Below are 26,569 nucleotides of genomic sequence, written 5' to 3' on the forward strand. Positions count from 1 at the left end.
ATAAATGACCGTATTCGATAACTATGAAGTGTGGTTTGTGATTGGCAGCCAGCATCTGTATGGCCCGGAAGCGCTGCGCCAGGTCACGACTCATGCGGAACAGGTGGTGAACGCGCTGAATAAGGAAGCGAAGCTGCCGTGCAAAATGGTGCTGAAACCGCTCGGTACCACCCCGGATGAGATCACCGCGATTTGCCGCGACGCCAACTATGACGACAAGTGCGCGGGTCTGGTGGTGTGGCTGCACACCTTCTCGCCAGCCAAAATGTGGATCAACGGCCTGACCATCCTCAATAAACCGCTGTTGCAGTTCCATACCCAGTTCAATGCCAGCCTGCCGTGGGACAGCATTGATATGGACTTTATGAACCTCAACCAGACTGCGCACGGCGGCCGCGAGTTTGGCTTTATCGGCGCGCGCATGCGTCAACAGCACAGCGTGGTGACCGGCCACTGGCAGGATCAAAAAGCGCAGCAGCGCATCGGTGCCTGGATGCGTCATGCGGTGTCGAAACAGGACACCCGTCATCTGAAAGTGTGCCGTTTTGGCGACAACATGCGTGAAGTGGCGGTGACCGACGGGGATAAAGTCGCGGCGCAAATCAAATTCGGCTTCTCGGTGAATACCTGGGCGGTGGGCGATCTGGTGCAGGTGGTGAACAGCATCAGCGACGGCGATATTAACGCGCTGGTGGATGAATATGAAAGCAGCTACCGCCTGACCCCGGCGGCGCAGATCAACGGCGATAAACGGCAGAACGTTATCGACGCCGCGCGCATTGAACTGGGCATGAAACGCTTCCTCGAACAGGGCGGATTCCATGCCTTCACCACCACTTTTGAAGATCTGCACGGCTTAAAACAGCTGCCGGGTCTGGCGGTGCAGCGTCTGATGCAACAGGGCTACGGCTTTGCGGGTGAAGGCGACTGGAAGACCGCGGCGCTGCTGCGCATCATGAAGGTGATGGCGACCGGTCTGCCCGGCGGCACCTCCTTTATGGAGGATTACACCTATCACTTTGAGAACGGCAACGATCTGGTGCTTGGCTCGCACATGCTGGAAGTGTGCCCGACCATCGCGCTGGACGAAAAACCGATCCTCGACGTGCAGTATCTGGGCATCGGCGGCAAAGCCGATCCGGCCCGACTGATCTTCTCCACCAAAACAGGTCCGGCGATCAACGCCAGCCTGATCGATCTGGGGGATCGTTTCCGTCTGCTGGTGAACTGCGTTGACTCGGTTGAAGCGCCGCATGCGCTGCCGAAGCTGCCGGTCGCCAACGCCCTGTGGAAAGCCCAGCCGGATCTGCCAACCGCTTCCGAAGCCTGGATCATCGCCGGCGGCGCGCACCACACCGTCTTCAGCCATGCGCTGGATCTGGAGGATATGCGTCAGTTCAGCGAACTGCATGGTATTGAACTGACGGTCATCGATAACGACACCCGCCTGCCCGCGTTCAAAGACGCGCTGCGCTGGAACGAGGTGTATTACGGTTCGAAACATTAATGGTTAATGCCCGGTGGCGCGTTGTTTATGTAGGCCACATAAGCAACGCGCCATCCGGCGTGGAGAGATGAATGTTAGAGGATCTCAAACGTCAGGTGCTGGACGCCAACCTGGCGCTGCCAAAGCATAATCTGGTGACGCTAACCTGGGGTAACGTCAGCGCCGTGGACCGCGAGCGCGGGGTGTTCGTCATCAAACCGTCCGGTGTCGATTACAGCGTGATGACCGCCGAAGACATGGTGGTGGTCAGCATTGCAACCGGTGAAGTGGTCGAGGGTAATAAAAAGCCGTCGTCCGATACGCCGACCCATCGCCTGCTGTATCAGGCTTTTCCATCCATTGGCGGCATCGTGCATACCCATTCGCGACACGCCACCATCTGGGCGCAGGCGGGACAATCCATCCCGGCGACGGGCACCACCCATGCCGACTATTTCTACGGCGCGATCCCCTGCACCCGCAAAATGACTGACGCGGAAATCAACGGCGAATATGAGTGGGAAACGGGTAACGTCATCGTCGAAACCTTCAGGACACAGGGTATCGATGCCGCACAGATGCCCGGCGTATTAGTGCACTCCCATGGCCCCTTTGCGTGGGGCAAAAACGCCGATGACGCGGTACATAACGCCATCGTGCTGGAAGAAGTGGCCTATATGGGCATTTTCAGCCGTCAACTGACGCCGGACCTGCCCGCGATGCAACAAACCCTGCTGGATAAGCACTATCTGCGCAAGCATGGCGCGAAAGCGTATTACGGGCAGTANNNCCTGTATAAAACACCAGCACCCACCTCCGAACCAGGCTATAATTACGCCTGGTTTATTTTTATGAGAGCACAGTGTGGCGCAGGCGCGAGAAGGCTTTTTACTGACCCGACACTGGCGGGATACCCCGAAAGGGACTGAGGTGGAATTCTGGCTGGCCACGGATGACGGGCCGCTGCACGTGGTGCTGCCGCCGCAGGAATCGGTGGCGTTTATCCCCTCGGAACAGGTGCCGCAGGCGCAGCGCATTCTCGCCGGTGAATCCCAGTACCGCCTCACGCCGCTGGCGCTGAAAGATTTCCATCGCCAGCCGGTGCACGGCCTTTATTGCCGCGCCCATCGCCAGCTGATGCGCTACGACAAACTGCTGCGCGAAGGCGGCGTCACGGTGTTTGAAGCGGATATCCGACCGCCGGAGCGTTTTCTGATGGAGCGCTTCATTACCGCGCCGGTGTGGGTCGACGGCGAGGCGCACAACGGTTCGCTGATCAATGCGCGCTTAAAGCCGCATCCCGCTTATCGTCCGCCCCTGAAATGGGTGTCGCTGGATATTGAAACCACCCGCCACGGCGAGCTGTACTGCATCGGCCTGGAAGGCTGCGGCCAGCGCACGGTCTATATGCTTGGTCCGCAAAACGGCGACGCCAGCGGCGTGGATTTTCATCTTGAATACGTCGCCAGCCGCCCGCAGCTGCTGGAAAAGCTCAACGCCTGGTTTGCCGCTCACGATCCCGATGTGTTGATCGGCTGGAACGTGGTGCAGTTTGACCTGCGCGTGCTGCAAAAACATGCCGAGCGTTACGGTATTCCGCTGCGGCTCGGTCGCGGCAGCACCGATCTGGAGTGGCGCGAGCATGGCTTTAAAAACGGCGTGTTCTTCGCCCAGGCCAATGGCCGGTTGATCATCGACGGCATCGACGCGCTGAAATCAGCGTTCTGGAGCTTCCCGTCGTTTTCGCTGGAGGCGGTGTCGCAGGAACTATTAGGCGAAGGTAAAGCTATTGATAATCCCTGGAATCGCATGGATGAGATCGAACGCCGTTTCGCCGAAAACAAACCCGCTCTCGCCACTTATAACCTGAAAGACTGCGAGCTGGTGACGCGTATTTTCCATAAAACCGCCATCATGCCCTTCCTGCTGGAGCGCGCCACGGTCAACGGTCTGCCGGCAGATCGTCATGGCGGATCCGTTGCCGCCTTCAGCCACCTTTATATTCCGCGGATGCACCGCGCGGGCTACGTCGCGCCCAACCTCGGCGACGTGCCGCCGCAGGCCAGCCCCGGCGGATACGTAATGGATTCGCGGCCAGGGCTGTATGATTCGGTGCTGGTGCTGGACTATAAAAGCCTTTATCCGGCCATTATCCGCACCTTCCTCATCGATCCGGTCGGGCTGGTAGAAGGCATGGCGCAGCCGGATCCGCAGCACAGCACACCGGGCTTTCTCGACGCCTGGTTTTCACGGGAAAAACACTGTCTGCCGGAGATCATCGGCCAGGTCTGGCAAGGGCGGGATGAGGCCAAACGCCTCAACAATAAACCGCTGTCCCAGGCGCTGAAGATCATCATGAACTCCTTTTACGGCGTGCTCGGCACCAGCGCCTGCCGCTTTTTCGATCCGCGGCTTGCCTCGTCCATCACCCTGCGCGGGCACGAGATCATGTTGCAGACCAAAGCGTTAATTGAAGCGCAGGGCTTTGATGTGATCTACGGCGATACGGATTCCACCTTTGTGTGGCTGAAAGGCGCGCACAGCGAAGAAGAGGCGGCGAAAACCGGTCAGGCGCTGGTGGCGCACGTTAACGCCTGGTGGCAGACACATCTGCAACAGTCCGGGCTGACCAGCGCGCTGGAGCTGGAGTTTGAAACCCATTTTTGCCGCTTCCTGATGCCGACCATTCGCGGGGCGGATACCGGCAGCAAGAAACGTTATGCCGGGCTGATCCAGGAAGGCGACAGCCAGCGCATGGTGTTTAAAGGGCTGGAAACGGTACGCACCGACTGGACGCCGCTGGCGCAGCAGTTCCAGCAGTCGCTGTATCTGCGCATTTTCCGCGGCGAGCCGTATCAGGATTATGTACGGGAAACCATCGCGCAGCTGATGGCGGGCGAGCTGGATGATCGGCTGGTGTACCGTAAACGCCTGCGCCGCCCGCTGGCGGAGTATCAGCGCAACGTGCCGCCACACGTCCGCGCAGCACGGCTGGCGGATGAACATAACCAGAAAATGGGCCGCGCGTTGCAGTATCAGAATCGCGGCACCATTAAGTACGTCTGGACGACGAACGGCCCGGAGCCGGTGGCCTATCAGCAGTCGCCGCTGGACTACGATCACTATCTGACCAAACAGCTACAACCGGTGGCGGACGGCATTCTGCCTTTCCTCCACGATGATTTTGCTACACTTGTTACCGGCCAGCTTGGGTTATTTTGAATGATGACGAAAAGGTGACGAAAGCTGTGCCTTCCAGTACCATAGCGCCCTTCCCAATCCTGGCCCCAAATTTTGATGTGCCGTCGCTTTCAGACGGTGGTCAAACTATTGCCTGCAATTAGAGATATAGAGCCGAATACATATGCCTTTTACACTTGGTCAACGCTGGATCAGCGATACAGAAAGCGAACTGGGACTTGGAACTGTTGTCGCCATGGATGCGCGTACCGTCACTCTGCTTTTTTCCTCCACCGGAGAAAACCGCCTGTATGCCCGTAGCGACGCTCCCGTAACCCGCGTGATGTTCAATCCAGGTGACACAGTGACCAGCCACGAAGGCTGGCAGCTCAATATTGAAGAAGTAAAAGCAGAAAACGGCCTCCTCGCCTACATAGGTACACGCCAGGATACCGGCGAGGCGAACGTCATGCTGCGCGAAGTGCTGCTGGACAGCAAACTGGTGTTCAGCAAACCGCAGGACCGTCTGTTTGCCGGTCAAATCGACCGTATGGATCGCTTCTCGCTGCGTTACCGCGCGCGTAAATACCAGAGCGAACAGTACCGGATGCCGTGGAGCGGCCTGCGCGGTCAGCGTACCAGTCTGATCCCGCACCAGCTGCATATCGCCCACGATGTGGGCCGCCGCCATGCGCCGCGCGTACTGCTGGCGGATGAAGTGGGCCTGGGGAAAACCATCGAAGCGGGCATGATCCTGCACCAGCAACTGCTCTCCGGCGCGGCCGAGCGCGTGCTGATCGTGGTGCCGGAAACCCTGCAACATCAGTGGCTGGTGGAGATGCTGCGCCGCTTCAACCTGCGTTTTGCCCTGTTTGACGACGAGCGCTACGCCGAAGCCCAGCACGACGCCGATAACCCGTTTGAAACCGAGCAGTTAGTGATTTGCTCGCTGGACTTCGTGCGCCGCAGCAAGCAGCGCCTGGAGCACCTGTGCGACGGCGAATGGGATCTGATGGTCGTCGATGAAGCCCACCATCTGGTGTGGAGCGAAGATGCGCCAAGCCGCGAATACCTCGCCATTGAACAGCTGGCGGAACGCGTGCCGGGGGTGCTGCTGCTCACCGCGACGCCGGAACAGCTGGGGCTGGAGAGCCACTTCGCGCGTCTGCGCCTGCTGGATCCGAACCGCTTCCACGACTTTGCGCAGTTTGTCGAAGAGCAGAATAACTATCGCCCGGTGGCCGATGCGGTCGCCATGCTGCTGGCAGGAAAAACCCTTACCGACAGCGAGCTGAACACGCTGGGTGAACTCATTGGCGAGCAGGACATTGAACCGCTGCTGCAAACCGCCAACAGCAACCGTGACGGCGCTGAATCCGCCCGTCAGGAGCTGATCAACATGCTGATGGACAGACACGGCACCAGCCGCGTGCTGTTCCGTAACACCCGTAACGGCGTGAAAGGCTTCCCGAAGCGCGAGCTGCACACCGTTAAACTGCCGCTGCCGATGCAGTATCAGACGGCGATCAAAGTCTCCGGCATTATGGGCGCGCGTAAAAGCGCCGAAGATCGCGCCCGCGACATGCTCTATCCGGAGCAGATTTATCAGGAATTTGAAGGCGATTCCGGCACCTGGTGGAACTTCGATCCGCGCGTCGAATGGCTGATGGGCTATCTGACCAGCCACCGCTCGCAGAAAGTGCTGGTGATTTGCGCCAAAGCCGCCACCGCGCTGCAACTGGAGCAGGTGCTGCGCGAGCGCGAAGGCATTCGTGCGGCGGTGTTCCACGAAGGCATGTCGATTATTGAACGCGACCGCGCGGCGGCATGGTTCGGCGAAGAAGACAGCGGCGCGCAGGTGCTGCTGTGCTCGGAAATCGGCTCCGAAGGCCGTAACTTCCAGTTCGCCAGCAACCTGGTGATGTTCGATCTGCCGTTCAACCCGGATCTGCTGGAGCAGCGTATTGGTCGTCTGGATCGTATCGGTCAGGCGCATGATATTCAGATCCATGTGCCTTTCCTGGAAAAAACCGCCCAGTCTGTGCTGGTGCGCTGGTTCCATGAGGGTCTGGATGCGTTTGAACACACCTGCCCGACCGGGCGCGCTATTTATGACAAGGTGTATACCGATCTTATCGGCTATCTGGCAGCGCCGGAAAACACCGACGGCTTTGACGATCTGATCAAATCCTGCCGCGAGCAGCACGACGCGCTGAAAGCCCAGCTTGAGCAGGGGCGCGATCGTCTGCTGGAGATCCACTCCAACGGCGGCGAAAAAGCGCAGGCTCTGGCGGAAAGCATTGAAGAGCAGGACGACGACACGGCGCTGATCAGCTTTGCCATGAACCTGTTCGATATTGTCGGCATTAATCAGGACGATCGCGGCGAAAACATGATCGTGCTGACGCCGTCCGATCATATGCTGGTGCCGGATTTCCCTGGCCTGCCGGAAGATGGCTGCACCATCACCTTTGAACGTGATGTGGCGCTGTCCCGTGAAGACGCGCAGTTTGTCACCTGGGAGCACCCGCTGATCCGCAACGGTCTGGATCTGATCCTCTCCGGCGATACCGGCAGCAGCACCATTTCGCTGCTGAAAAACAAAGCCCTGCCGGTGGGGACGCTGCTGCTGGAGCTGATCTATGTGGTGGAAGCACAGGCACCGAAACAGCTTCAGCTTAACCGCTTCCTGCCTGCCACCCCGGTGCGCATGCTGCTGGATAAAAACGGCAACAACCTGGCGGCACAGGTGGAGTTTGAAACCTTTAACCGTCAGCTGAGCGCGGTGAACCGTCATACCGGCAGCAAGCTGGTGAACGCGGTGCAGCAGGACGTGCACGCCATTCTGCAACAGGGCGAAGCGCAGATCGAAAAAGCCGCGAAAGCGCTGATCGAAGCCGCGCGTACTGAAGCGGATGAGAAGCTCTCTGCTGAACTCTCCCGTCTGGAAGCGCTGAAAGCGGTCAACCCGAACATCCGTGATGATGAACTGGCGGCCATTGAAAGCAATCGCCAGCAGGTGATGGAGAGCCTGGCCGAAGCGGGCTGGCGTCTTGATGCCCTGCGTTTGATCGTCGTGACGCATCAGTAACCGGAGCCTGCAATGTTGATGGAACCCTACAATCCGCCGCAGGATCCGTGGCTGGTCATTCTGTATCAGGATGAGCACATTATGGTGGTCAACAAGCCGAGCGGCCTGTTGTCCGTGCCCGGACGTCTTGACGAGCATAAAGACAGCGTGATGACGCGCATTCAGCGCGATTATCCGCAGGCTGAATCCGTCCATCGTCTGGATATGGCCACCAGCGGCGTGATTGTGGTGGCGCTGAACAAAGCCGCTGAGCGCGAGCTTAAGCGGCAGTTCCGCGAGCGTGAGCCGAAGAAGCAGTATGTGGCCCGCGTGTGGGGCCATCCGGCAAAAGAAGAGGGGCTGGTGGATTTACCGCTGATTTGCGACTGGCCGAATCGCCCGCTGCAAAAGGTGTGTTATGAAACCGGGAAACCGGCGCAGACGGAGTATCGCGTGCTGGAGTATGCGGCGGATAACAGCGCGCGCGTCGAGCTAAAGCCGATCACCGGGCGTTCCCACCAGCTGCGTGTACATATGCAGGCGCTGGGACATCCCATCTTAGGCGATCGGTTTTATGCCACCCCCGAGGCGCTGGCGATGGCCCCACGCTTGCAACTGCATGCGGAAATGCTGACCATCACCCATCCGGCTTTTGGCAACAGTATGACGTTTAAAGCGCCGGCAGATTTCTGAAACTCCCCTCACCCTGACCCTCTCCCCAGGGAGAGGGGACCAGCCGGCGGATGATTTCTCCCTCTCCCTCCGGGAGAGGGCCGGGGTGAGGGGAAAAACCTTACTTCAGCCCGCTGACCAGCGCTTTGCGGCTCTCTTCCAGCGACACCACGCGGCTGCACACGGCTTTGCCGAACTGTTCGAAATCAGCTTCCTGATTCTTCCATTCGTTCTGGATCGCGGTCTGTAACCCGCCGAGGCTGCCGAGCACGCCCTGCAACGGATTGCCGCCGCCTTTCAGGACGGCTTTCGCGCCCATCTCATTGATGCTGTCCTGCAGGATGCCGCCCATCGCCTGATTGACCAGCTGCTGGCCGTTGGCGCGCACTTCATCAATGGCTTTGTAATGGAAGGTGATGCCGTCAGGACGACGCTCAAGAATGCGGTTCATCTGCTCTTTTAACTGCGCGTCGAGTTTGGTGAGGCGACCGCGCATATTGCTGCTTTCACCCACTTCTTTCGCGATGATGTTATCAAGCGCCACGCGGCCTTTTTCGACGCGGCTACGCGCACCGTCGTCGATCCACGGCAGCGCCGTGCGCAGATCCGCCTGATAATCTTTCGCCTGCTCGCGCTGGGCGGCGCTCAGGCTGTATTGCTTGCCGTTAAACATCACGTTGCCGTCCGGCGTCATCACCAGATTGCCGTTCTCGCCTTTCACCTGCACGGTTTGCGGGCTTACCACCACGTCATCACGCGGCGTGACGCTACATTTATATTCAGCCTGTGCGGTAAATGCGGTTACCGTCAGGACAGCCGCCAGCAGCGTTTTGCGCAACATAAAAACTCCTTCAGAGACAAAATGGGCCGGCATGTGCCGGCCCTTTCGGTATGTACTTAGTCCCACCAGACGTCAAAAAGTTCGCTGATGCGGACATCGTCGAACTTACGATCTTCGAGCCATTTACGCACAATGGCCTGGTGCTCTTCGGTGCATTTGCCGATTTCCTGTTTGCAAATCAGCCCTTCCCACACCAGATAGCCGCTGCCGTCAAACGCCAGCTTGTTCGGCTCGATCACTTCGTTGATGAAGTCATCCACGGTCTGGTCGATCTGCTCTTCGCTGGTGCCTTCCGGGAAACGCCATGCGACGGAAAAGCCTAATTCCTGAAACTCGTCGATATGCATTTTCTTACGCAGACGACGGCTACGGTTCGTTGCCATTATTTCACCCTCTCGAACATTAAGTCCCATACGCCGTGACCAAGACGATGGCCACGCTGTTCAAATTTGGTTACCGGACGCGATTCAGGACGCGGCACATAGTCATTGCTGGCGGACTGGTTTTTATAGCCGTCCAGCGATGACATCACTTCCAGCATGTGTTCAGCATAGGCTTCCCAGTCGGTTGCCATATGGAATACGCCACCCAGCTTCAGTTTGCTTTTTACCAGTTCAGCAAACGGCGGCTGAACGATACGGCGTTTATTATGACGCGCTTTATGCCATGGGTCAGGGAAAAAGAGTTGCACCATGTTTAAAGAATTGTCAGGGATCATTTTGTGCAGCACTTCCACCGCGTCGTGGCACATCACGCGCAGGTTCTCGACACCCTCTTCATGGGCGGTGGCAAGACAAGCGCCCACGCCCGGCGAATGCACTTCAATGCCGAGGAAATTCTGCTCCGGCTTCGCTTTCGCCATAGTGACCAGCGATGCGCCCATGCCGAACCCTATCTCCAGCGTAACCGGCGCGTCGCGGCCGAACAGCGCGGCGAAATCCAGCGGTTCTTCGGTGAACTCCACGCCCATCACCGGCCAGAAGTTTTCCAGCGCGTGCTCCTGACCTTTCGTCAGACGCCCCTGGCGGCGGACAAAGCTGCGAATACGGCGCAGCGGGCGACCGTTTTCATCAAATTCCGGTGAAATGACGTCGTTCTTCATAAATATGTCTGCTTGTGAGAGTGTTCGGGAAACGGGCATTATCCAAAGTTAGTTGCCGGATGCAAGCACCGGAAACTTCTGGTTTACACCTCTGTGCCGCTGTGCTGCAATCTGGCTCCTCCAAATCGTTACCCGGAATCCCTGCTTTGACCTTAAACGCGTCGCAATTTTCAGCCCAGGTGCTGGAGTGGTATGACAAATACGGGCGTAAAACCCTGCCCTGGCAACTCGAAAAAACGCCCTACAAAGTATGGCTCTCTGAGGTGATGTTGCAACAAACGCAGGTCACCACCGTGATCCCCTACTTTGAGCGCTTTATGGCGCGTTTCCCGACGGTGACGGATTTAGCCAATGCGCCCCTTGATGAGGTGCTGCACCTGTGGACCGGCCTTGGCTATTACGCCCGCGCGCGCAATCTGCATAAGGCAGCGCAGCAGGTGGCGACGCTGCATCACGGGCAGTTCCCGGACACCTTTGAGGAAGTGGCGGCGCTGCCCGGCGTCGGGCGCTCTACCGCCGGGGCGATTTTATCCCTGTCGCTCAATAAACATTTCCCGATCCTCGACGGCAACGTGAAGCGCGTGCTGGCCCGCTGCTACGCGGTCGGCGGCTGGCCGGGCAAAAAAGAGGTGGAAAAACGCCTGTGGGACATCAGCGAGCAGGTGACGCCCGCCGAGGGCGTGGCGCGCTTTAACCAGGCGATGATGGATTTAGGGGCGATGGTCTGCACCCGTTCAAAACCCAAGTGCTCGCTTTGTCCGCTCAATAATGGCTGCGAAGCGTATCAACATGAGAGCTGGGCGCTGTATCCGGGCAAAAAACCGAAGCAGACGCTGCCGGAGCGTACCGGCTATTTTCTGATGCTTCAGCACGGCGACGAAGTGTTTCTGACCCAGCGTCCGCCGGTCGGCCTGTGGGGGGGATTATTCTGCTTTCCGCAGTTTGAAGATGAAGACAGTCTGCGTCGCTGGCTGGCGGAACGTCAGATTAGCGCCGATACTCTCAGCCAGTTAACGGCGTTTCGCCATACTTTCAGCCATTTCCATCTGGATATTGTGCCAATGTGGCTTCCCGTGTCCTCATTCACCGCATGCATGGATGAAGGAGCGGGTCTCTGGTATAACTTAGCGCAACCGCAATCCGTCGGACTGGCGGCGCCCGTTGAGCGCCTGTTACAGCAATTACGTACCGGCGCCGCTGTATAGCGCTGAGATGAAAGAGGAATTTTTATGAGCAGAACCATTTTTTGTACCTTCCTGGGCCGTGAAGCGGAAGGTCAGGATTTCCAGCTTTATCCGGGCGACGTCGGTAAGCGCATCTATAACGAGATTTCCAAAGAAGCCTGGGCGCAGTGGCAGCAGAAGCAGACCATGCTCATCAACGAAAAGAAACTCAATATGATGAACCTGGAGCACCGCAAGCTGCTGGAGCAGGAGATGATTAACTTCCTGTTCGAAGGCAAAGATGTGCACATCGAAGGCTATAAGCCGCAGGAATAAGAATAACAGTGCCGGGGTAACCCGGCTTTTTCACCTATAACACCAACACAACACGCACCTGCGGAATGATGAAAAAATATTTAGCGTTTGCCCTGATCGCGCCGTTACTCATCTCGTGTTCCAGTTCCAACAATAAGGGCGATAGCTATAACGAAGCCTGGGTAAAGGACACCAACGGTTTTGACATTCTCATGGGGCAGTTCGCCCATAACATCGAAAATATCTGGGGATTTAACGAAGTCCTGATTGCCGGCCCCAAGGACTACGTTAAATACACCGATCAGTACCAGACCCGCAGCCACATCAACTTTGATGACGGCTCGATCACCATCGAAACCATCGCCGGGACAGATCCTGCGGCGCACCTGCGCAAGGCGATCATCAAGACGCTGTTGATGGGTGACGATCCTGGCTCTATCGACCTCTACTCCGATGTCGATGACATTCCTATTTCCAAACAGCCGTTCCTCTACGGACAGGTGGTGGATAACAATGGCGAGGCCATTCGCTGGCAGTGGCGCGCGGCACGTTACGCGGATTATCTGCTGCAAACGCGCATGAAAAGCCGGCAGAACGGGCTGAAAGTGATCTACAGCGTGACCATTAATCTGGTGGCGAACCACCTGGATAAACGCGCCCATAAGTACACCGGCATGGTGCGTCAGGCGTCACGCAAGTATGGCGTCGATGAATCGCTGATCCTGGCGATTATGCAGACCGAATCCTCCTTTAACCCGTACGCCGTCAGCCGCTCCGATGCGCTGGGGCTGATGCAGGTTGTCCAGCACAGCGCCGGGAAAGACGTGTTCCGCGCCCAGGGTCGCTCCGGGATGCCGGACCGCAACTTCCTGTTCGATCCGGCGAGTAATATTGATACCGGCACGGCTTATCTGGCGATGCTGAACAATGTTTATCTGTCCGGCATCACCAACCCGACCTCACGGCGTTATGCGGTGATCACCGCCTATAACGGCGGCGCGGGCAGCGTGCTGCGGGTGTTCTCCAGCGATAAGGTGCAGGCGGCGAATATTATTAACCGCATGACGCCGGGGGATGTGTACGAAGCGCTCACCACGCGGCATCCGTCCGCTGAATCGCGCCGCTATCTGTATAAAGTGGATACCGCGCAGAAGAGCTATCGCCGCAGGTAAGGCATCCCGGTTTTATTTCTCTGTTAACACATAGCGAAACAGACGCTTGATACCATCGGCGTCTGTTTCGCTATACACGCCCTGTAGCTCCGGCGAGAAGCCCGGCAGCAGGTTCACGCCCTCTTCCAGCGCGAGGAAATAGCGCTGTACGGCGCCGCCCCACACTTCTCCCGGCACCACGCATAAGACGCCCGGCGGATACGGCAGTGCGCCTTCCGCCGCGATGCGTCCTTCGGCTTCGCTGATGCGCACCAGCTCGACGTTGCCGCGAATGAACTCGCTGTTCGCATCCTGCGGATTCATCGCCACCCGCGGGAAACTGTCGGCGCGGAACATCGCTTTTTGCAGATCTTTAACGTCAAAGCTGACGTACAAATCGTGCATCTCCTGACACAGCTCGCGCAGGGTGTAATCGCGGTAGCGCACCGGATATTTGTTGAAGATGGTCGGCAGCACGTCGGCCAGCGGCGTATCGTCTTCAATGTGCTGCTCAAACTGACCGAGCATCGCCACCAGCTGCGCCATTTTCTCCGCGCTCTCGGCAGGGGTCAGCAGGAAGAGGATCGAGTTCAGATCGCACTTCTCCGGCACGATGCCGTTCTCGCGCAAGTAGTGCGCCAGAATGGTCGCCGGAATACCAAAATCGGTGTAGTCGCCGGTCTGCGCATCAATCCCCGGCGTGGTGAGCAGCAGCTTGCAGGGATCGACAAAATATTGCTCGCGGGCATAGCCTTCAAAACCGTGCCAGCTCGCCCCCGGCTCAAAGCTGAAGAAACGGCGTTCGCTGGCGATAGCGTGAGTCGGATGATCCTGCCACGGTCGCCCCGCCACTTCCGGCGGCACAAAAGGTTTGATCATCTTACAGTTGGCGATGATCGCCTTGCGCGCTTCGATGCCCAGTTCGACGCACTCCGCCCACAGGCGGCGGCCGCTTTCGCCTTCGTGGATCTTGGCATTGACGTCCAGCGCGGCGAACAGCGGATAAAACGGGCTGGTGGAGGCGTGCAGCATGAAGGCGTTGTTCAGCCGTTTATGCGGGCAGAAGCGCGTCTGGCCGCGAATGTGGTTATCTTTCTTGTGGATCTGCGAGGTCTGGGAGAAGCCCGCCTGCTGCTTGTGCACCGACTGGGTGACGAAGATCCCCGGATCGTTTTCATTCAGATCGAGCAGAAGCGGCGAGCAGTCGGCCATCATCGGAATGAACTGCTCGTAGCCCACCCACGCTGAGTCAAAAAGGATGTAATCGCACAGCGATCCGATCTTGTCGATCACCTGGCGGGCGTTGTAGATGGTGCCGTCGTAGGTGCCGAGCTGGATCACCGCCAGGCGGAACGGCCGTGCGTCGTCCGCTTTCTGCGGCGCGACGGCGCGGATCTGCTCGCGCAGGTAACGTTCGTCGAAACAGTGCTCGTCAATGCCGCCGATAAAGCCAAACGGATTGCGCGCCGCCTCCAGATAGACCGGCGTCGCCCCCGCCTGGATCAGCGCGCCATGGTGGTTGGATTTATGGTTGTTGCGGTCAAAAAGCACCAGATCGCCGCGCGTCAGCAGCGCATTGGTGACGACTTTGTTCGCCGCCGACGTGCCGTTCAGCACAAAGTAGGTTTTATCCGCATGGAACACTTTGGCGGCAAATTTCTGCGCGTGTTTGGCGGAACCTTCATGGATCAGCAGATCGCCGAGCTTAACGTCGGCATTGCACATGTCGGCGCGAAAAACGTTCTCGCCAAAGAAGTCAAAAAACTGACGTCCGGCAGGGTGTTTTTTGAAGAACGCGCCGTGCTGATGTCCCGGACAGGCAAAGGTGCTGTTGTCCATCGCCACATACTGCGTCAGGGTATCGAAAAACGGCGGCAGCAGGTTTTCTTCGTAACGGCAGGCCGCGGATTCCAGCTCCAGCATCTCCTGCGCTTTACCGCCGATCACCGCCTCGACGCCCGCTGGCGCATCGGCAGGCGTGTCGCTGAACAGAAATACCGGCAGCTTAAAGCCTGTACGTTTTAAGAGCGCGAGAATGCCGCTGTAACTGTCAGCCACCGTAATGACGACTGCCGCCACGTCGGTAAAATCCGTGTTGTCCAGGCTGACCACCTCGCGATGGGTGGAAAGCTGGGAAACCAGCTCGCGGCTGGCGGCAATTTTCATGGTTTTCATAAGCACGTTTACCCGTTTCAGGGGAGTAAAAAGCCCCGGGCGAGATGGCGATCTCACCCAATGAAGGTATCTGACTGGAGCCAGCTCCAATCGCCAGACATCAGTAAAAACAGATCGCGTCTGCCTTTACGGTTGCCCTCGGATGAGCCTGCGTTGCCCTCACCGCATGGTGAGAAGAGTATGGATCATGGCAGAACGGGTACGCGATCGCATAAGTATGCGACAGGTCTGGCGAGCAGAATGTGGTGTCATCCAGGCGGCCCCGTGATTAAGAGAGGAAATTTCGCGCAATAATGTCACTTTTGACCGGCAGGTGCAACACGCAAAAAATGCCTGGAACCTGAGTTTTTGCGGCATACTATGCAGTAGTGCAAACAAATTTTTCAGGAGTAACAGCGTGTTAACTGGCCCCTTTATCAATGCCGCTGCCGTACTGATCGGCGGCACCCTCGGCGCGGTGTTAAGCCACCGTTTACCCGAACGCGTGCGTGGTTCGATGCCTGCTATTTTCGGCCTGTGCTCGCTGGGTATCGGCATTCTGCTGGTAATGAAATGCGTCAACCTGCCGGTGATGGTGCTGGCAACCCTGGTGGGCACGCTGATTGGCGAGATCTGTTACGTCGAGCGCGGCATCAGCGGCGGGGTGAACCGCCTGCGTAAACTGGTGCAGCGCGGCAAAAAATCAACCGGCGTGCCGGAAGGTCATGACGCTTTTATCGAAAGTCTGGTCGCCATCATTATTCTGTTCTGCGCCAGCGGCACCGGCATTTTTGGCGCGATGCGCGAAGGCATGACCGGCGATCCGAGTATTTTGATCGCCAAAGCCTTTCTCGACTTCTTTACTGCGGTGATTTTTGCCACCTCGCTGGGCATTGCCGTGGCGGCCATTTCGGTGCCGATGCTGATTATTCAGCTTACCCTCGCCACCTGCGCGACCTTTATTCTGCCGCTCACCACACCGGCGATGATGGGCGATTTCACTGCCGTCGGCGGTATTCTGCTGCTGGCCACCGGCCTGCGTATCTGCGGCATCAAGATGTTTGCCGTCGCTAACATGTTGCCCGCGTTGATTATCGCCATGCCGATCTCCGCCGCCTGGAGCGCTTTTTTCGCCTGAACCGCGTGCACTGACGCCAGATTGCTGATAGATTGTGCAGTCTGCAACGATTTAAATAAATTTCGTTGACGACACGAGGCGGATCAGGTTTAATGCGCCCCGTTGCCCGGATAGCTCAGTCGGTAGAGCAGGGGATTGAAAATCCCCGTGTCCTTGGTTCGATTCCGAGTCCGGGCACCACTATTTAAAGAACCCGCCCACAAGGCGGGTTTTTGCTTTTGGACGTTCTGCCCGCTGCGCTCCCACTCCCCCGCCTCCATCGGTACCTGTCACAGCCTCAGCAATTGCGGGTATAATGACAAAAATTATCCAATGAGTTCAGAAACGACGATGACCAAACTTACCTTACAAGAGCAGATGCTGAAAGCGGGCCTGGTGACCAGCAAAAAAATGGCCAAAGTGCAGCGCACGGCGAAGAAATCCCGCGTGCAGACGCGTGAAGCCCGTGCTGCGGTGGAAGAGAATAAAAAAGCGCAGCTGGAGCGCGACAAGCTGCTGAGCGAACAGCAAAAACAAGCAGCGTTGTCCAAAGAGTACAAAGCGCAGGTGAAGCAGCTGATTGAGATGAACCGCATCAACATTGCCAGAGGCAATATTGATTTCAACTTTACCGACAATAACTTTATTAAAAAAATCGCCGTCGATAAGGTGACCCAGGCGCAGTTGATTAGCGGACGTCTTGCGATTGCGCGTCTGATGAAAGACAGCAGCGGCGAGAGTGAATACGCCATTATTCCGGCAAGCGTTGCCGATAAAATTGCGCAGCGGGATGCAGAAAGTATTGTCCTCAACAGTGCGTTGAGTCAGGAAGCGCAGGATGAAGACGATCCGTATGCAGATTTCAAAGTACCTGATGATTTGATGTGGTAAGCAAAACGTAGTACGCGCAGGCGTTGTGCATTACACTGCGCGCGGCAAGAACTGAGCAGATAAACGATTAAACAGGCGGTAATGGCGATGAACGGAACAATCACAACCTGGTTCAAAGACAAAGGTTTTGGATTTCTCAAAGATGAAAACGGGGATAACCGTTATTTTCATGTGATTAAGGTCGCCAACCCTGAACTCATCAAGAAAGATGCGGCGGTGACCTTTGAACCCACCACCAATAATAAAGGCCTGTCCGCCTACGCAGTGAAAGTGCTGCCGGAAAGCAAATACATCTTCATCGCCGGTGAGCGCATTAAGCTTACAGCCATCAAATCTTACGTGGTTTTCAGCGAAGAAGTCCCCGTCGAGGCGCGCATCGATAAAGAAAATACCGTGCTGTCCGTAGGGCTGCTGATGGGCAACATTCGCCCAAAAACCGATATCAAGCCGGGACAAATGCGGACGCTGAAAAAACTGGCGATCACCACCTTCCAGGGAGAGACGTTAATCTTTACGGAAGATGAGATCGACGTGGATGCGACGGTGAAAATGCTTAAGGTTTGATGTTACGTCAAGGACCTGCCCATAAAGATTAAAAAGGCACGCCAGCGTGCCTTTTCCTTTCTCTGCCCGCCATGCTAAAAACATTCATCACGCTTTTGATATAGTGAATAAAAACACACAACATCAGGAGTTAACATGAGTCAGCAAGCTGCCCTTAACGCGCAACCGCTGGAGTGGGGCCACGGGCCACGCACCTTTGAAGTTTTTCTTGAGCCTACCTGTCCGTTCTCCGTCAAAGCCTTTAACAAGCTGGACGCGCTGTTACAGCATGTCGGCGAAGATAAAGTCACCATCAAAATCCGACTGCAATCCCAGCCGTGGCATCTGTATTCCGGCGTGATCGTGCGCTATATCCTTGCGGCCTCGACGCTGCCGGACGGGCGCGACGCGGCGCATAAAGTCATGCAGGCAGTGGCCGATCATCGTGAAGAGTTTGAATTTACCGATCATTGCAGCGGTCCGAATATGGACGCCACGCCAAACGATATTCTGGCGCGCCTTAAAGCTTATAGCGGGGTGGATGCCTCGGTACCCTTTGGCCGGGCGGATCTGCAAACCGTTATTAAATGGCACTGCAAATATGCCCGTCAGAACGGCATTCACGTCTCACCGACCTTTATGGTCAACGGTCTGGTGCAGCCGGATCTTGGCAGCGGAGATGACGTCACCGTCTGGGCTGAACGCCTTTTTTCCTGAATAACAATGACCTGGCGTTAAGCGCACTAACCGTCCGTTTCTGCGCGTAGCGCCTGCTACACTGCTTCAACACATCAATGAAAAGGCAGGTTAACATGTCAGACAATCAGTATCAGCCACCGAAAACCTGGACGTGGGATAAATCCGCAGGCGGCGCCTTTGCCAGCATCAATCGCCCGGTATCCGGCGCCACGCATGAGAAAACCCTGCCAGTCGGCAAGCACCCGCTCCAGCTTTACTCCCTCGGCACGCCGAACGGCCAGAAGGTAACTATTCTGCTGGAAGAGCTGCTGGAAAAAGGCGTGACCGCCGCGGAATACGATGCCTGGCTTATCCGTATTGGCGAAGGCGATCAGTTCTCCAGCGGCTTTGTTGAGGTGAACCCGAACTCCAAAATCCCGGCGCTGTGCGATCACTCCACTACCCCGCCGGCCCGCGTGTTCGAATCCGGATCCATCCTGCTTTATCTGGCGGAAAAATACGGCCACTTCCTGCCGAAGGATCCGGCCGGGCGTACCGAAGCGCTGAACTGGCTGTTCTGGCTACAGGGCGCAGCCCCGTTCCTCGGCGGCGGCTTCGGTCATTTTTATCACTACGCGCCGGTGAAAATCGAGTACGCCATCAACCGCTTTACCATGGAAGCCAAGCGTCAGCTCGACGTGCTGGATCAGCAGCTGGCGAAGCATAAGTTTGTGGCCGGTGACGAATACACCATCGCGGATATGGCGATCTGGCCGTGGTACGGCAACGTGGTGCTCGGCACCATCTATGACGCCGCCGAATTCCTCGATGCCGGCAGCTACAAAAACGTGCTGCGCTGGGCGAAAGAGGTGGCGGAGCGTCCGGCCGTGAAGCGTGGCCGCATCGTCAACCGCACCAACGGGCCGCTGAACGAACAGCTGCATGAGCGTCACGACGCCAGTGACTTCGACACCAACACCGAAGACAAGCGCAACAGCTAACCTGTGTAACCGGGCGAACTACGCCCGGTTTTTCTTTTCTCTGCCGCCCGCCGGTTTCTTTTTCCCGCCGCATATTTACAACAAAATAATAACTGGTAAGAATGATTTTTTTTCATTCATTGCGGACACCTATGTCTGAACGCGCCCTGACACAGCAGATCCAGAATCTGAAAAAGCATAATGCCCGTCTGGTGAGGCTGGCGCGTGACGCCCGCAGTAAACTCAGCGCTGCGCTCGACGGCACCGGCCTGTGCCTGTGGCAGCTGGATGTGCCCAGCGGGAAACTGATCATCTTTAACCGCCGCTGGGGATCGATGCTCGGCTATCAGCCGAAAGAGCTCAGCGCGCAGTTTGAGGTATGGAAAGATCATCTGCATCCGGAGGATCGTCCCTGGGTACTGAAGGCCTTTTACGATCATCTTGAGGGCAAAGCCCCTTACTACGAAGCCCTGCACCGCATGCAGCATAAAAACGGCACCGTAACCTGGGTGCTGGATCGCGGGCGCGTCAGCGAGCGGGATGCCAGCGGCAATCCGCTGAAGGTCACCGGCACACACATCGACATGACCAAAGAGAAGCAGTACGAAGAGCAACTGGCGCTGCTGGCCAATCACGATCCGCTCACCGGACTTGCCAACCGTCACGCGCTGATCAAACAGTTCGACGAGCGTAAACAGACCGGGCCGCTGTGCGTGGCTTTTATCGATCTGGATAATTTTAAGCATGTTAACGATACCCTCGGGCACCGTAGCGGCGATGTATTGCTGATCCAGCTCAGCCAGCGTCTGCGCGACACCTGTCCGCCGGGCACCACTATCGGGCGGCTTGGCGGCGATGAGTTCGTGCTGTTGCTGCCCTTTGCGCTGGCGGATGCGACGATCTACCGCGCGGCGCAGGATCTGCTGCACGCCGTGCTGACGCCCTTTGATCTGGATAACGGTGTCGGATCGGTGGGCGCATCCATCGGCATTGATGAAGTGCAGCCGCAGGACAGCTTTGTGGAAGCCTTAACCCGCGCGGACGAGGCGATGTATCACATCAAGCACAGCGGCAAAAACGGCGTGGCGATGGGTGCAACGCTGATCTCCGTTTCCCCGCGGCTGACAGCCTGAGGCCGGGCATGAAATCCGCACGACAACAAACCCTTCTGGCGCTCCTCGCCCGCCACGACACCCTGACCACCGCCAGCCTGGCGGCACAGCTCGGCATCAGCAAAGAGACGCTGCGCCGGGATCTCACGGCGTTACAGGCGCAGGGGAAAATTGTGCGTCATCACGGGCGCGCGCGGCTGATCCACACGCAAAATCACGATGGCGGCGAGCCCTTCGTCGCCCGGCTGAAAAGCCATTATGCGGATAAAGCCGATATTGCCCGCCATGCGCTGGCGTGGATCGAAGAGGGGATGTGCCTGGCGCTGGATGCCAGCTCCACCTGTTTTCATCTGGCGCGACAGCTGCCGGACGTGCCGCTGACCGTATTTACCAACAGCCAGCCCGTTTGTCAGGAGATGGCGCGCCGCCAGCACGTCAGGCTGATTTGCACCGGCGGCGAACTGGATCGTAAATACCGCTGTTATATGAATCCAACGCTGGCCCCCTTACTGAAAGCGCTTGAGATCGACCTGTTTATCTTTTCCTGCGAGGGTGTTGATACCCACGGCGATATGTGGGATCCGACGGTACATAATGCCGGATTCAAAACGCAGTTGCTAAGCCGGGCGCAGCAGTCGTTATTGCTGATTGATAAAAGCAAATTTCAGCGCGCCAGCGATGTAAAAATTGGCAACCTGAGCGCGGTGACGCAGATGATCACCGACGTCCGCCGTTAACTGTCCAGCTGCTCTAACGCCGCCAGCGTTTCTCTCGCCTGCTGTTCATCAATGATGCTCATCGCAAAACCGACGTGCACCAGCACCCACTTCCCCAACAGCGCGGCGGGATCGCCATCGCACACCAGCGCGATGATAATCTGTCGTTGTACGCCGCAAATGTTTACCGTCGCCAGCTGGTGGAGATCTTCCCCAACCGCAACGATCTGCCCCGGCACGCCTATACACATCGGTTATTCCTTTTATTCGATTTCGATACTTTTTACCCGCAGCGCCTCGCCGCCTTCCACGCTAAGGCTCGCGCCATGACAGCACGGACAGACCGCGTCGTGACGCTGCACTTCCACGCGGGCGCTGCACGTCCAGCACCACGCCTGCGCCGGGCGATGGATGAGATGTAACGCGCAGCCCTGCGCCGCCGTCTGCGCGCAGACGCTGGCAAAGCTAAAGCGCAGCGCGTTTTCTTCCACGCAAGCCAGCGCGCCAATCTCCAGCCAGACGCCTGTTACGCGCCGGGCACCGGCCTGCGCCGCCTGCTCCAGCACAATTTCCACCACGCTCTGGCACAGCGACAGCTCATGCACGGGCGCGCGCCTGCCAGCCAAACAGCGCCCGCCGGCGCGACAGATCCGGGGTGTTTACCGGCAGCGAGAGCAGCATACGGGCGCAGTCGTTCGTAAGGTTTATGCCCTGCGCCGCCGTCAGCCCGCGCTGCACCGGCGACATCAGCGAACAGGCCAGATAGTGCCCGATGCTTTCCAGCTCACCGACGGTAAAGGTGATGTTTCCCGCAGGCAGCGCGAGGGCGAGTTTTCCCCCTACCGGACGCGGCTGCCAGCGCTGATGCGGGCCGGGCAGCACCAGCGCGCTGAGCATCCACGGCGTGATGAGACAGCCGATCCACTGCTCTTCAAACAGGGTAAAGGGCGCGGCATATACCGGCATTGCCGGATGCAAAAACGCCAGATCGTGCAGCGTGCGTGCGCCGATCGCCGCAAAGGCCGTCTGCACCTGCTCCGCCGGATCACCGGAAAAGCCGCTCATGCCGCACGCTCCACCAGCGTCACCCCGCTGTCACGCAGTTCAGCGATCACCCGCGCCAGCGCAGGCTCCAGACTGGCGGCCACCACCGGCGTTAAGCCGACGTGCGGTTCCAGCGATGCGGGAATGACGCCGATAAGCGTCAGCTTGCGCGGAAACTCGCCGGTAAAACGCAGCGCCGATAACACGTCCGCCAGTCCCAGCTGATGGGGCGAAACTTTGTTGGTGAACAGCACCGGCACCTCTTCATCGCGCAGCGTCAGAACGGTGCCGGGGGAGTATTTACGCGAGACAATGGCGTCGACAATAATCAGATGGCGGCGATTCGCCATCGCCTCCAGCAGCTCCATGCCCGCCGTGCCGCCATCAAGCACTTCCACGTGCTCCGGCAGATGGTAACGCGCCGCCAGCACCCCGGCGATGCGCACGCCAATGGCTTCGTCGCTGAGCAAAATATTGCCCACGCCTAACACTAAAATGGTCATCACAGCATCTTTACCGATACCGGATCGCCGCCGTCCGTATCCACCAGATGCACGGCACAGGACATACACGGATCGAAAGAGTGAATGGTGCGCACCACTTCCAGCGGCTTATGCGGATCGGCAATGCGCGTACCCACCAGCGCCTGTTCATAAGGCCCCGGCTGATCGTTAAAGTTGCGCGGTCCGGCGTTCCAGGTGGACGGCACCACCGCCTGGTAGTTAGCGATTTTGCCGTCCTTGATCACTATCCAGTGGGATAACATGCCGCGCGGCGCTTCCAGAAAACCGACGCCGTAAAACTCCCCCGTTTCGGGGATGACCGGCTTCACCCAGGTGAGGTGATCGCCTTTGCCGATATTGGCGATCAGCGCCTGATACTGATGTTGCAGGATCAGCTGCAGTTCACAGGCGTGAACGGTGCGGCCAATAATGCGTCCCAGTGTCGAATGCAGTTGCGCCACGTCGAGGCGTTGCCCGGTGAGCTGCTGGTAAATGTCGTTAATTTCCTGCAATTTCGTTTGGGTCTCCTGCCGCCCGGCCGCCAGCTTGCACAGCAGCGTCGCCAGCGGTCCGACTTCCACGGTTTTGCCGTAAAAGGTCGGCGATTTCACCCAGGAATATTTGCCGTCATCCGCCCAGCCGGTGTGGGCCGGATGTGTGGTTCCCTGCCAGGGAGCCTGGGGTTCGTCGTCCTGGTACCAGGCATGTTTCGCGCTCTCCTGAATGCCGTTGATCAGCCACTGGTTGCTGTGGGCGTTAATCGGGCGGAAGGTAGCGAAATCGCCATCGGTAATGGCCCCGCCGGGGAACAGGAAGCTGCCGTTCTGGCTGTCGGTTGGGTATTCCGGCGCGCAGAGATAGTTCACCGCCCCCTGCCCCTGCGCCAGCCATTCCGGGTAATACGCGGCGATCACCGCCGTGTCGATTTTATAGACCTGCTCGATAAAATCGCCGAGCTTGTCGATAAAAGATTTGATGTACATCAGCCGTTCAAGGTTAAGCACGCCGATGCCGTCGGGGTTGATGGGGTTCGCCACGCCGCCCACCGCCAGATTCTGGATATGGGGCGATTTGCCGCCCAGCAGCGCCACAATACGGTTCGCATCCCGCTGACACTCCAGCGCCTGTAAATAGTGGGCGACGGCGATCAGGTTCACCTCCGGCGGCAGCTTCATGGCCGGATGTCCCCAGTAGCCGTTGGCGAAAATCCCCAGTTGTCCGCTGGCGACCAGCTCCTTCACTTTGTTCTGCACGCGGGTAAATTCCGCCGCGCTGTTGAGCGGCCAGCGGGAGATCCCCGCCAGCAGCGCCGCCGCTTTGGCCGGATCGGCATTGAGCGCCGCGGTAATATCCACCCAGTCCAGTGCCGACAACTGATAAAAATGGACGATATGATCGTGGGTAGTGTGCGCTGCGAGAATGATATTGCGGATGTACTGCGCGTTCAGCGGTACGTTGATCCTGAGCGCGCTTTCGACGGCGCGCACCGACGCGAGCGCATGGGTGGTGGTGCAGACGCCGCAGATGCGCTGCATGATCATCCAGGCATCGCGCGGATCGCGATCCTTAACGATAGTTTCCATGCCGCGCCACATGGTGCCGGAGGCCCAGGCTTTCGACACCACGCCGTCGGCGATCTCGCAGTCAATGCGCAGATGGCCTTCAATACGGGTAACGGGATCAATAGTAATTCGTTGGCTCATGCTTTACTCGCTCCCTGAGGACAATGAACAGGTTGTTGTAGCGGAGGAATGATCGGCAGCAGGCGGACCAGTAAGATGTAGGCGCAGATCTCAATGGCCACAAAGCCGATGGAGATCAGCAGCTCTTCCCAGGTCGGAAAATAGCGCCAGCCGCCGCCGGGGTTAAAGGCCAGCAGCGAATAAGAGAGCCGCCAGCAGGCGCAGCCGAGCAGCTGGCTGAGCGCCGCCAGAAAAAGTACCCGGCCATCGCGCCGCCAGCGGGTTACCCGCAGCACCAGCAGCGGAAACGCCAGCAACGCGATTTCACCCCAGAACAGCGCAGAGTAAACGTCTCCGGCAAAGGCGTAGTGCAACTTGTCGCGCCAGAGCAGTTCGCCAAAACGCAGCAGCAGGAACAGCGCCAGCAGAAGGCTTAACAGCCAGGTCAGTTTGATAAACAGCGGCTTTTCATCCGCGCCCCTGCCACGCAGCGCGCTCTGCACCAGGGATCCTTCGAAAATCACAATGGAGAAGCCCATGATAAAGGCGGTGAGCAGGGAAAACAGCGGCAGCATTTCATAGCTCTGCCATAGCGGATGCACTTTGTGCCCGGCGACGATCATTAATGATCCCATCGACGACTGATGCATAGTGGGCAGCAGCGCCCCCAGCGCGATAATAAAAAACATCACTTTGTTGATGCGCCTGAGCGACACTTTCCAGCCGAGGCGCTCCAGCACTGCGGGCGCGAATTCCAGCGCCATCACGCCGATGTAGATCGTCATACAGACGGCGGTTTCAAACAGCACCGAGTTGACGTTGAAATGCCCTGGCAGATAGAAATACGGCAGGTTCCAGTAACGCCCGACGTCAATGGTGATCGACAGCCCGCCCAGGGAGTAACCGAACAGGCTGGCCAGCAGCGCCGGGCGCACCAGCGGGTGATATTCGCCGCGGTTAAAAACGTACACCGCCCACGCCAGCGCCCAGCCGCCGCAGGCGAAACCGGTGCCGATTAACAGATCGAAGGCGATCCAGATCCCCCAGGGGTAGCCGCCGTTAAGATCGGAAACCGATCCGAGACCGAACACCAGCCGTTTGCCGATAAGGATCAGGCACAGCACCACCAGCGGCGCGAAGATCAGGATCGCCTTATTGATGAGTTTTCCGCCCAGCGGCTGCGGATCATGATGCGTCATCATCGTCCTCCTTATGCTGATCGCCTTTACTGTGACGACGCACCAGCACGGTCAGGCCCGCCAGCATCGCCAGCGGCAGCAGCATGCCTTTGTAAACCGTATGCTGAATATTTTCGGCACGTGCGCCGGTAGAGAGCTCATCCAGCGGCGGCAGATCGAGGTTTTCCATCGGCACGGCGCTCAGCACCAGCACCTGGGTGCCGCCCGCCTCCCTTTCGCCATAGATATGCGGCACATAACGCGCCACCGGATGCAGGTAAGTATCTCCCGTACTGAGCGTCTGGCGCGGATAGCGGTACTGGCTGCCGGGCGTCAGCGCCAGCCGCTTTTTCGCTTCCGCCAGCAGCGCGTCGCGGGTGCCGAAAATGACCGCTCCCGCCGGACAGGCCTCCACGCAGCCGGGCAGACCGCCGTTATCAAGCCGCGCCAGCCCCGGCTGATTACACAGCTCACATTTATGCAGCGCCCCGAACGGGTTAGCGTAATCATATTTCGGCACGTTAAACGGGCAGCCGACCATGCAGTAGCGGCAGCCGGTACAGACGCTGGCGTCGTAATGCACAATGCCGGTGAGGGGATCTTTTTTCAGCGCCGATACCGGGCAGACCGATACGCAGTTAGGATCAACGCAGTGCATGCACTGCTTTTTGATGTAGGCGTAGCCATCTTTCACCTGGTCTTTGTGCAGCCCGCTGCCGCTGCGCCACACCTGAATAATGTTGTTGGTGTAGGGGGAAAGTTTGTCATTGTTCGACCAGGTGGCTTCCCCCTGCGGATTGCGGGCGGGAAAGTTAAGATCCTGGCAGCGGGTGACGCAGGCCTGGCAGCCGATGCACAGCGTGGAGTCGTACAGCATCCCCAGCGCGCCGGGGATCGGCGGGCGGTTGGTGGCGGCGGCGAAAGCGGGAGACGCGCTGCCTGACAGCAAGGCGCTCCCGGCAGAGAGTTTGAGGAAATCACGTCTGTCCAC

Annotated in this window: 25 protein-coding genes, 1 tRNA gene and 1 pseudogene; 16 read left to right on the forward strand and 11 right to left on the reverse strand. The window is 58.1% G+C overall.

The features are described 5' to 3' along the window. Positions 1-4 precede the first annotated feature (4 nt). The 5 genes and pseudogenes from araA (at position 5) to rluA (ending at position 8,429) form a co-directional block, all read left to right on the forward strand. A complete protein-coding gene (araA, locus tag QRD42_RS01480) occupies positions 5-1,507 on the forward strand; it encodes an L-arabinose isomerase (protein ID WP_321988037.1) in 1,503 nt (500 codons plus the stop codon). Positions 1,508-1,578: 71 nt separating this feature from the next. Further along, a pseudogene (araD, locus tag QRD42_RS01485) lies at positions 1,579-2,271 on the forward strand (L-ribulose-5-phosphate 4-epimerase); the annotation flags it as partial. Positions 2,272-2,350: 79 nt separating this feature from the next. Further along, positions 2,351-4,708 (forward strand): DNA polymerase II, encoded by a 2,358-nt coding sequence (polB, locus tag QRD42_RS01490; RefSeq protein WP_321988038.1) that lies wholly within the window; start codon positions 2,351-2,353, stop codon positions 4,706-4,708. Positions 4,709-4,850: 142 nt separating this feature from the next. Next, positions 4,851-7,757 carry an RNA polymerase-associated protein RapA gene (rapA, locus tag QRD42_RS01495; RefSeq protein ID WP_321988039.1) on the forward strand — a complete coding sequence of 969 codons (2,907 nt, stop codon included), beginning with the start codon at positions 4,851-4,853 and terminating at the stop codon, positions 7,755-7,757. A gap of 12 nt (positions 7,758-7,769) precedes the next feature. Then, positions 7,770-8,429: a bifunctional tRNA pseudouridine(32) synthase/23S rRNA pseudouridine(746) synthase RluA gene (gene rluA, locus QRD42_RS01500; RefSeq protein WP_321988040.1), complete on the forward strand. Its 660-nt coding sequence runs from the start codon at positions 7,770-7,772 to the stop codon at positions 8,427-8,429. 100 nt (positions 8,430-8,529) lie between these two features. Here rluA and QRD42_RS01505 read toward each other — a convergent pair whose 3' ends face one another. From QRD42_RS01505 to trmB, 3 genes are read right to left on the reverse strand one after another with little or no spacing between them, the layout of a single operon-like run. After that, the gene (locus QRD42_RS01505; protein ID WP_321988041.1) at positions 8,530-9,249 is read right to left on the reverse strand and encodes a DUF2884 domain-containing protein; all 720 of its coding nucleotides are present in this window, start codon (positions 9,247-9,249) and stop codon (positions 8,530-8,532) included. 56 nt (positions 9,250-9,305) lie between these two features. After that, positions 9,306-9,632, reverse strand: coding sequence for a YggL family protein (locus QRD42_RS01510; protein WP_072569793.1), 327 nt, complete (start codon positions 9,630-9,632; stop codon positions 9,306-9,308). Beyond that, on the reverse strand, positions 9,632-10,351 hold the full coding sequence (gene trmB, locus QRD42_RS01515; RefSeq protein WP_318375638.1) for a tRNA (guanosine(46)-N7)-methyltransferase TrmB: 720 nt from the start codon (positions 10,349-10,351) through the stop codon (positions 9,632-9,634). Before trmB ends, QRD42_RS01510 begins: the two co-directional genes overlap by 1 nt. 146 nt (positions 10,352-10,497) lie before the next feature. On the opposite strand from trmB, the gene mutY reads away from it, so the two are divergent. From mutY to mltC, 3 genes are all read left to right on the forward strand, one after another. After that, entirely contained in the window at positions 10,498-11,556 is a 1,059-nt protein-coding gene (gene mutY / locus QRD42_RS01520) for an A/G-specific adenine glycosylase (protein ID WP_321988042.1), read from the forward strand. 24 nt (positions 11,557-11,580) lie between these two features. Then, a complete protein-coding gene (locus QRD42_RS01525) occupies positions 11,581-11,850 on the forward strand; it encodes an oxidative damage protection protein (protein ID WP_072569790.1) in 270 nt (89 codons plus the stop codon). Positions 11,851-11,918: 68 nt separating this feature from the next. Continuing rightward, on the forward strand, positions 11,919-13,001 hold the full coding sequence (gene mltC / locus QRD42_RS01530; RefSeq protein ID WP_072569789.1) for a membrane-bound lytic murein transglycosylase MltC: 1,083 nt from the start codon (positions 11,919-11,921) through the stop codon (positions 12,999-13,001). A gap of 12 nt (positions 13,002-13,013) precedes the next feature. On the opposite strand, the gene QRD42_RS01535 is transcribed toward mltC, so the two are convergent. Next, positions 13,014-15,155: an ornithine decarboxylase gene (locus QRD42_RS01535; protein ID WP_321988043.1), complete on the reverse strand. Its 2,142-nt coding sequence runs from the start codon at positions 15,153-15,155 to the stop codon at positions 13,014-13,016. A 397-nt stretch (positions 15,156-15,552) separates the two neighbouring features. Here QRD42_RS01535 and QRD42_RS01540 point away from each other — a divergent pair, with 397 nt between their 5' ends. The 8 genes from QRD42_RS01540 (at position 15,553) to fucR (ending at position 21,192) form a co-directional block, all read left to right on the forward strand. Next, the gene (locus QRD42_RS01540) at positions 15,553-16,272 is read left to right on the forward strand and encodes a DUF554 domain-containing protein (RefSeq protein ID WP_072569787.1); all 720 of its coding nucleotides are present in this window, start codon (positions 15,553-15,555) and stop codon (positions 16,270-16,272) included. A gap of 104 nt (positions 16,273-16,376) precedes the next feature. Continuing rightward, positions 16,377-16,452 (forward strand) — tRNA-Phe (locus tag QRD42_RS01545). A gap of 150 nt (positions 16,453-16,602) precedes the next feature. After that, positions 16,603-17,142, forward strand: coding sequence for a DUF2058 domain-containing protein (locus QRD42_RS01550; RefSeq protein ID WP_072569786.1), 540 nt, complete (start codon positions 16,603-16,605; stop codon positions 17,140-17,142). An 81-nt stretch (positions 17,143-17,223) separates the two neighbouring features. Further along, complete coding sequence (locus QRD42_RS01555) at positions 17,224-17,706, forward strand: cold-shock protein (RefSeq protein ID WP_072569785.1); 483 nt, start codon at positions 17,224-17,226, stop codon at positions 17,704-17,706. Positions 17,707-17,841: 135 nt separating this feature from the next. Beyond that, positions 17,842-18,402 (forward strand): DsbA family protein, encoded by a 561-nt coding sequence (locus tag QRD42_RS01560; protein WP_321988044.1) that lies wholly within the window; start codon positions 17,842-17,844, stop codon positions 18,400-18,402. Between the two features lie 95 nt (positions 18,403-18,497). Next, positions 18,498-19,364 (forward strand): glutathione-dependent disulfide-bond oxidoreductase, encoded by an 867-nt coding sequence (yghU, locus tag QRD42_RS01565; protein WP_321988045.1) that lies wholly within the window; start codon positions 18,498-18,500, stop codon positions 19,362-19,364. Between the two features lie 131 nt (positions 19,365-19,495). After that, positions 19,496-20,476, forward strand: coding sequence for a sensor domain-containing diguanylate cyclase (locus QRD42_RS01570; RefSeq protein WP_321988046.1), 981 nt, complete (start codon positions 19,496-19,498; stop codon positions 20,474-20,476). 8 nt (positions 20,477-20,484) lie between these two features. After that, positions 20,485-21,192, forward strand: coding sequence for an L-fucose operon activator (fucR, locus tag QRD42_RS01575; protein ID WP_321988047.1), 708 nt, complete (start codon positions 20,485-20,487; stop codon positions 21,190-21,192). Here fucR and hybG read toward each other — a convergent pair. Genes hybG through hybA form a run of 7 tightly spaced genes read right to left on the reverse strand, consistent with a single transcriptional unit; the run spans position 21,189 to position 26,569 of the window. Then, positions 21,189-21,422 (reverse strand): hydrogenase maturation factor HybG, encoded by a 234-nt coding sequence (gene hybG, locus QRD42_RS01580; protein WP_321988048.1) that lies wholly within the window; start codon positions 21,420-21,422, stop codon positions 21,189-21,191. The two genes, fucR and hybG, sit on opposite strands and share 4 nt — an antisense overlap. Before the next feature lie 12 nt (positions 21,423-21,434). Further along, on the reverse strand, positions 21,435-21,776 hold the full coding sequence (hypA, locus tag QRD42_RS01585; RefSeq protein WP_072569779.1) for a hydrogenase maturation nickel metallochaperone HypA: 342 nt from the start codon (positions 21,774-21,776) through the stop codon (positions 21,435-21,437). Continuing rightward, positions 21,769-22,236: a hydrogenase-2 assembly chaperone gene (gene hybE / locus QRD42_RS01590; RefSeq protein WP_072569778.1), complete on the reverse strand. Its 468-nt coding sequence runs from the start codon at positions 22,234-22,236 to the stop codon at positions 21,769-21,771. The genes hypA and hybE overlap by 8 nt, the downstream gene beginning before the upstream one ends. After that, positions 22,233-22,718, reverse strand: a complete 486-nt coding sequence (locus tag QRD42_RS01595; RefSeq protein WP_321988049.1) for a HyaD/HybD family hydrogenase maturation endopeptidase — start codon at positions 22,716-22,718, stop codon at positions 22,233-22,235. The genes hybE and QRD42_RS01595 overlap by 4 nt, the downstream gene beginning before the upstream one ends. Beyond that, entirely contained in the window at positions 22,718-24,421 is a 1,704-nt protein-coding gene (hybC, locus tag QRD42_RS01600; RefSeq protein WP_321988050.1) for a hydrogenase 2 large subunit, read from the reverse strand. Before hybC ends, QRD42_RS01595 begins: the two co-directional genes overlap by 1 nt. Continuing rightward, complete coding sequence (gene hybB / locus QRD42_RS01605; protein WP_321988724.1) at positions 24,418-25,599, reverse strand: Ni/Fe-hydrogenase cytochrome b subunit; 1,182 nt, start codon at positions 25,597-25,599, stop codon at positions 24,418-24,420. Before hybB ends, hybC begins: the two co-directional genes overlap by 4 nt. Continuing rightward, positions 25,586-26,569, reverse strand: a complete 984-nt coding sequence (hybA, locus tag QRD42_RS01610) for a hydrogenase 2 operon protein HybA (protein WP_321988051.1) — start codon at positions 26,567-26,569, stop codon at positions 25,586-25,588. The genes hybB and hybA overlap by 14 nt, the downstream gene beginning before the upstream one ends.

This window comes from Enterobacter sp. PGRG2 (assembly GCF_030291195.1).
Taxonomy (GTDB): Bacteria; Pseudomonadota; Gammaproteobacteria; order Enterobacterales; family Enterobacteriaceae; genus Enterobacter_D.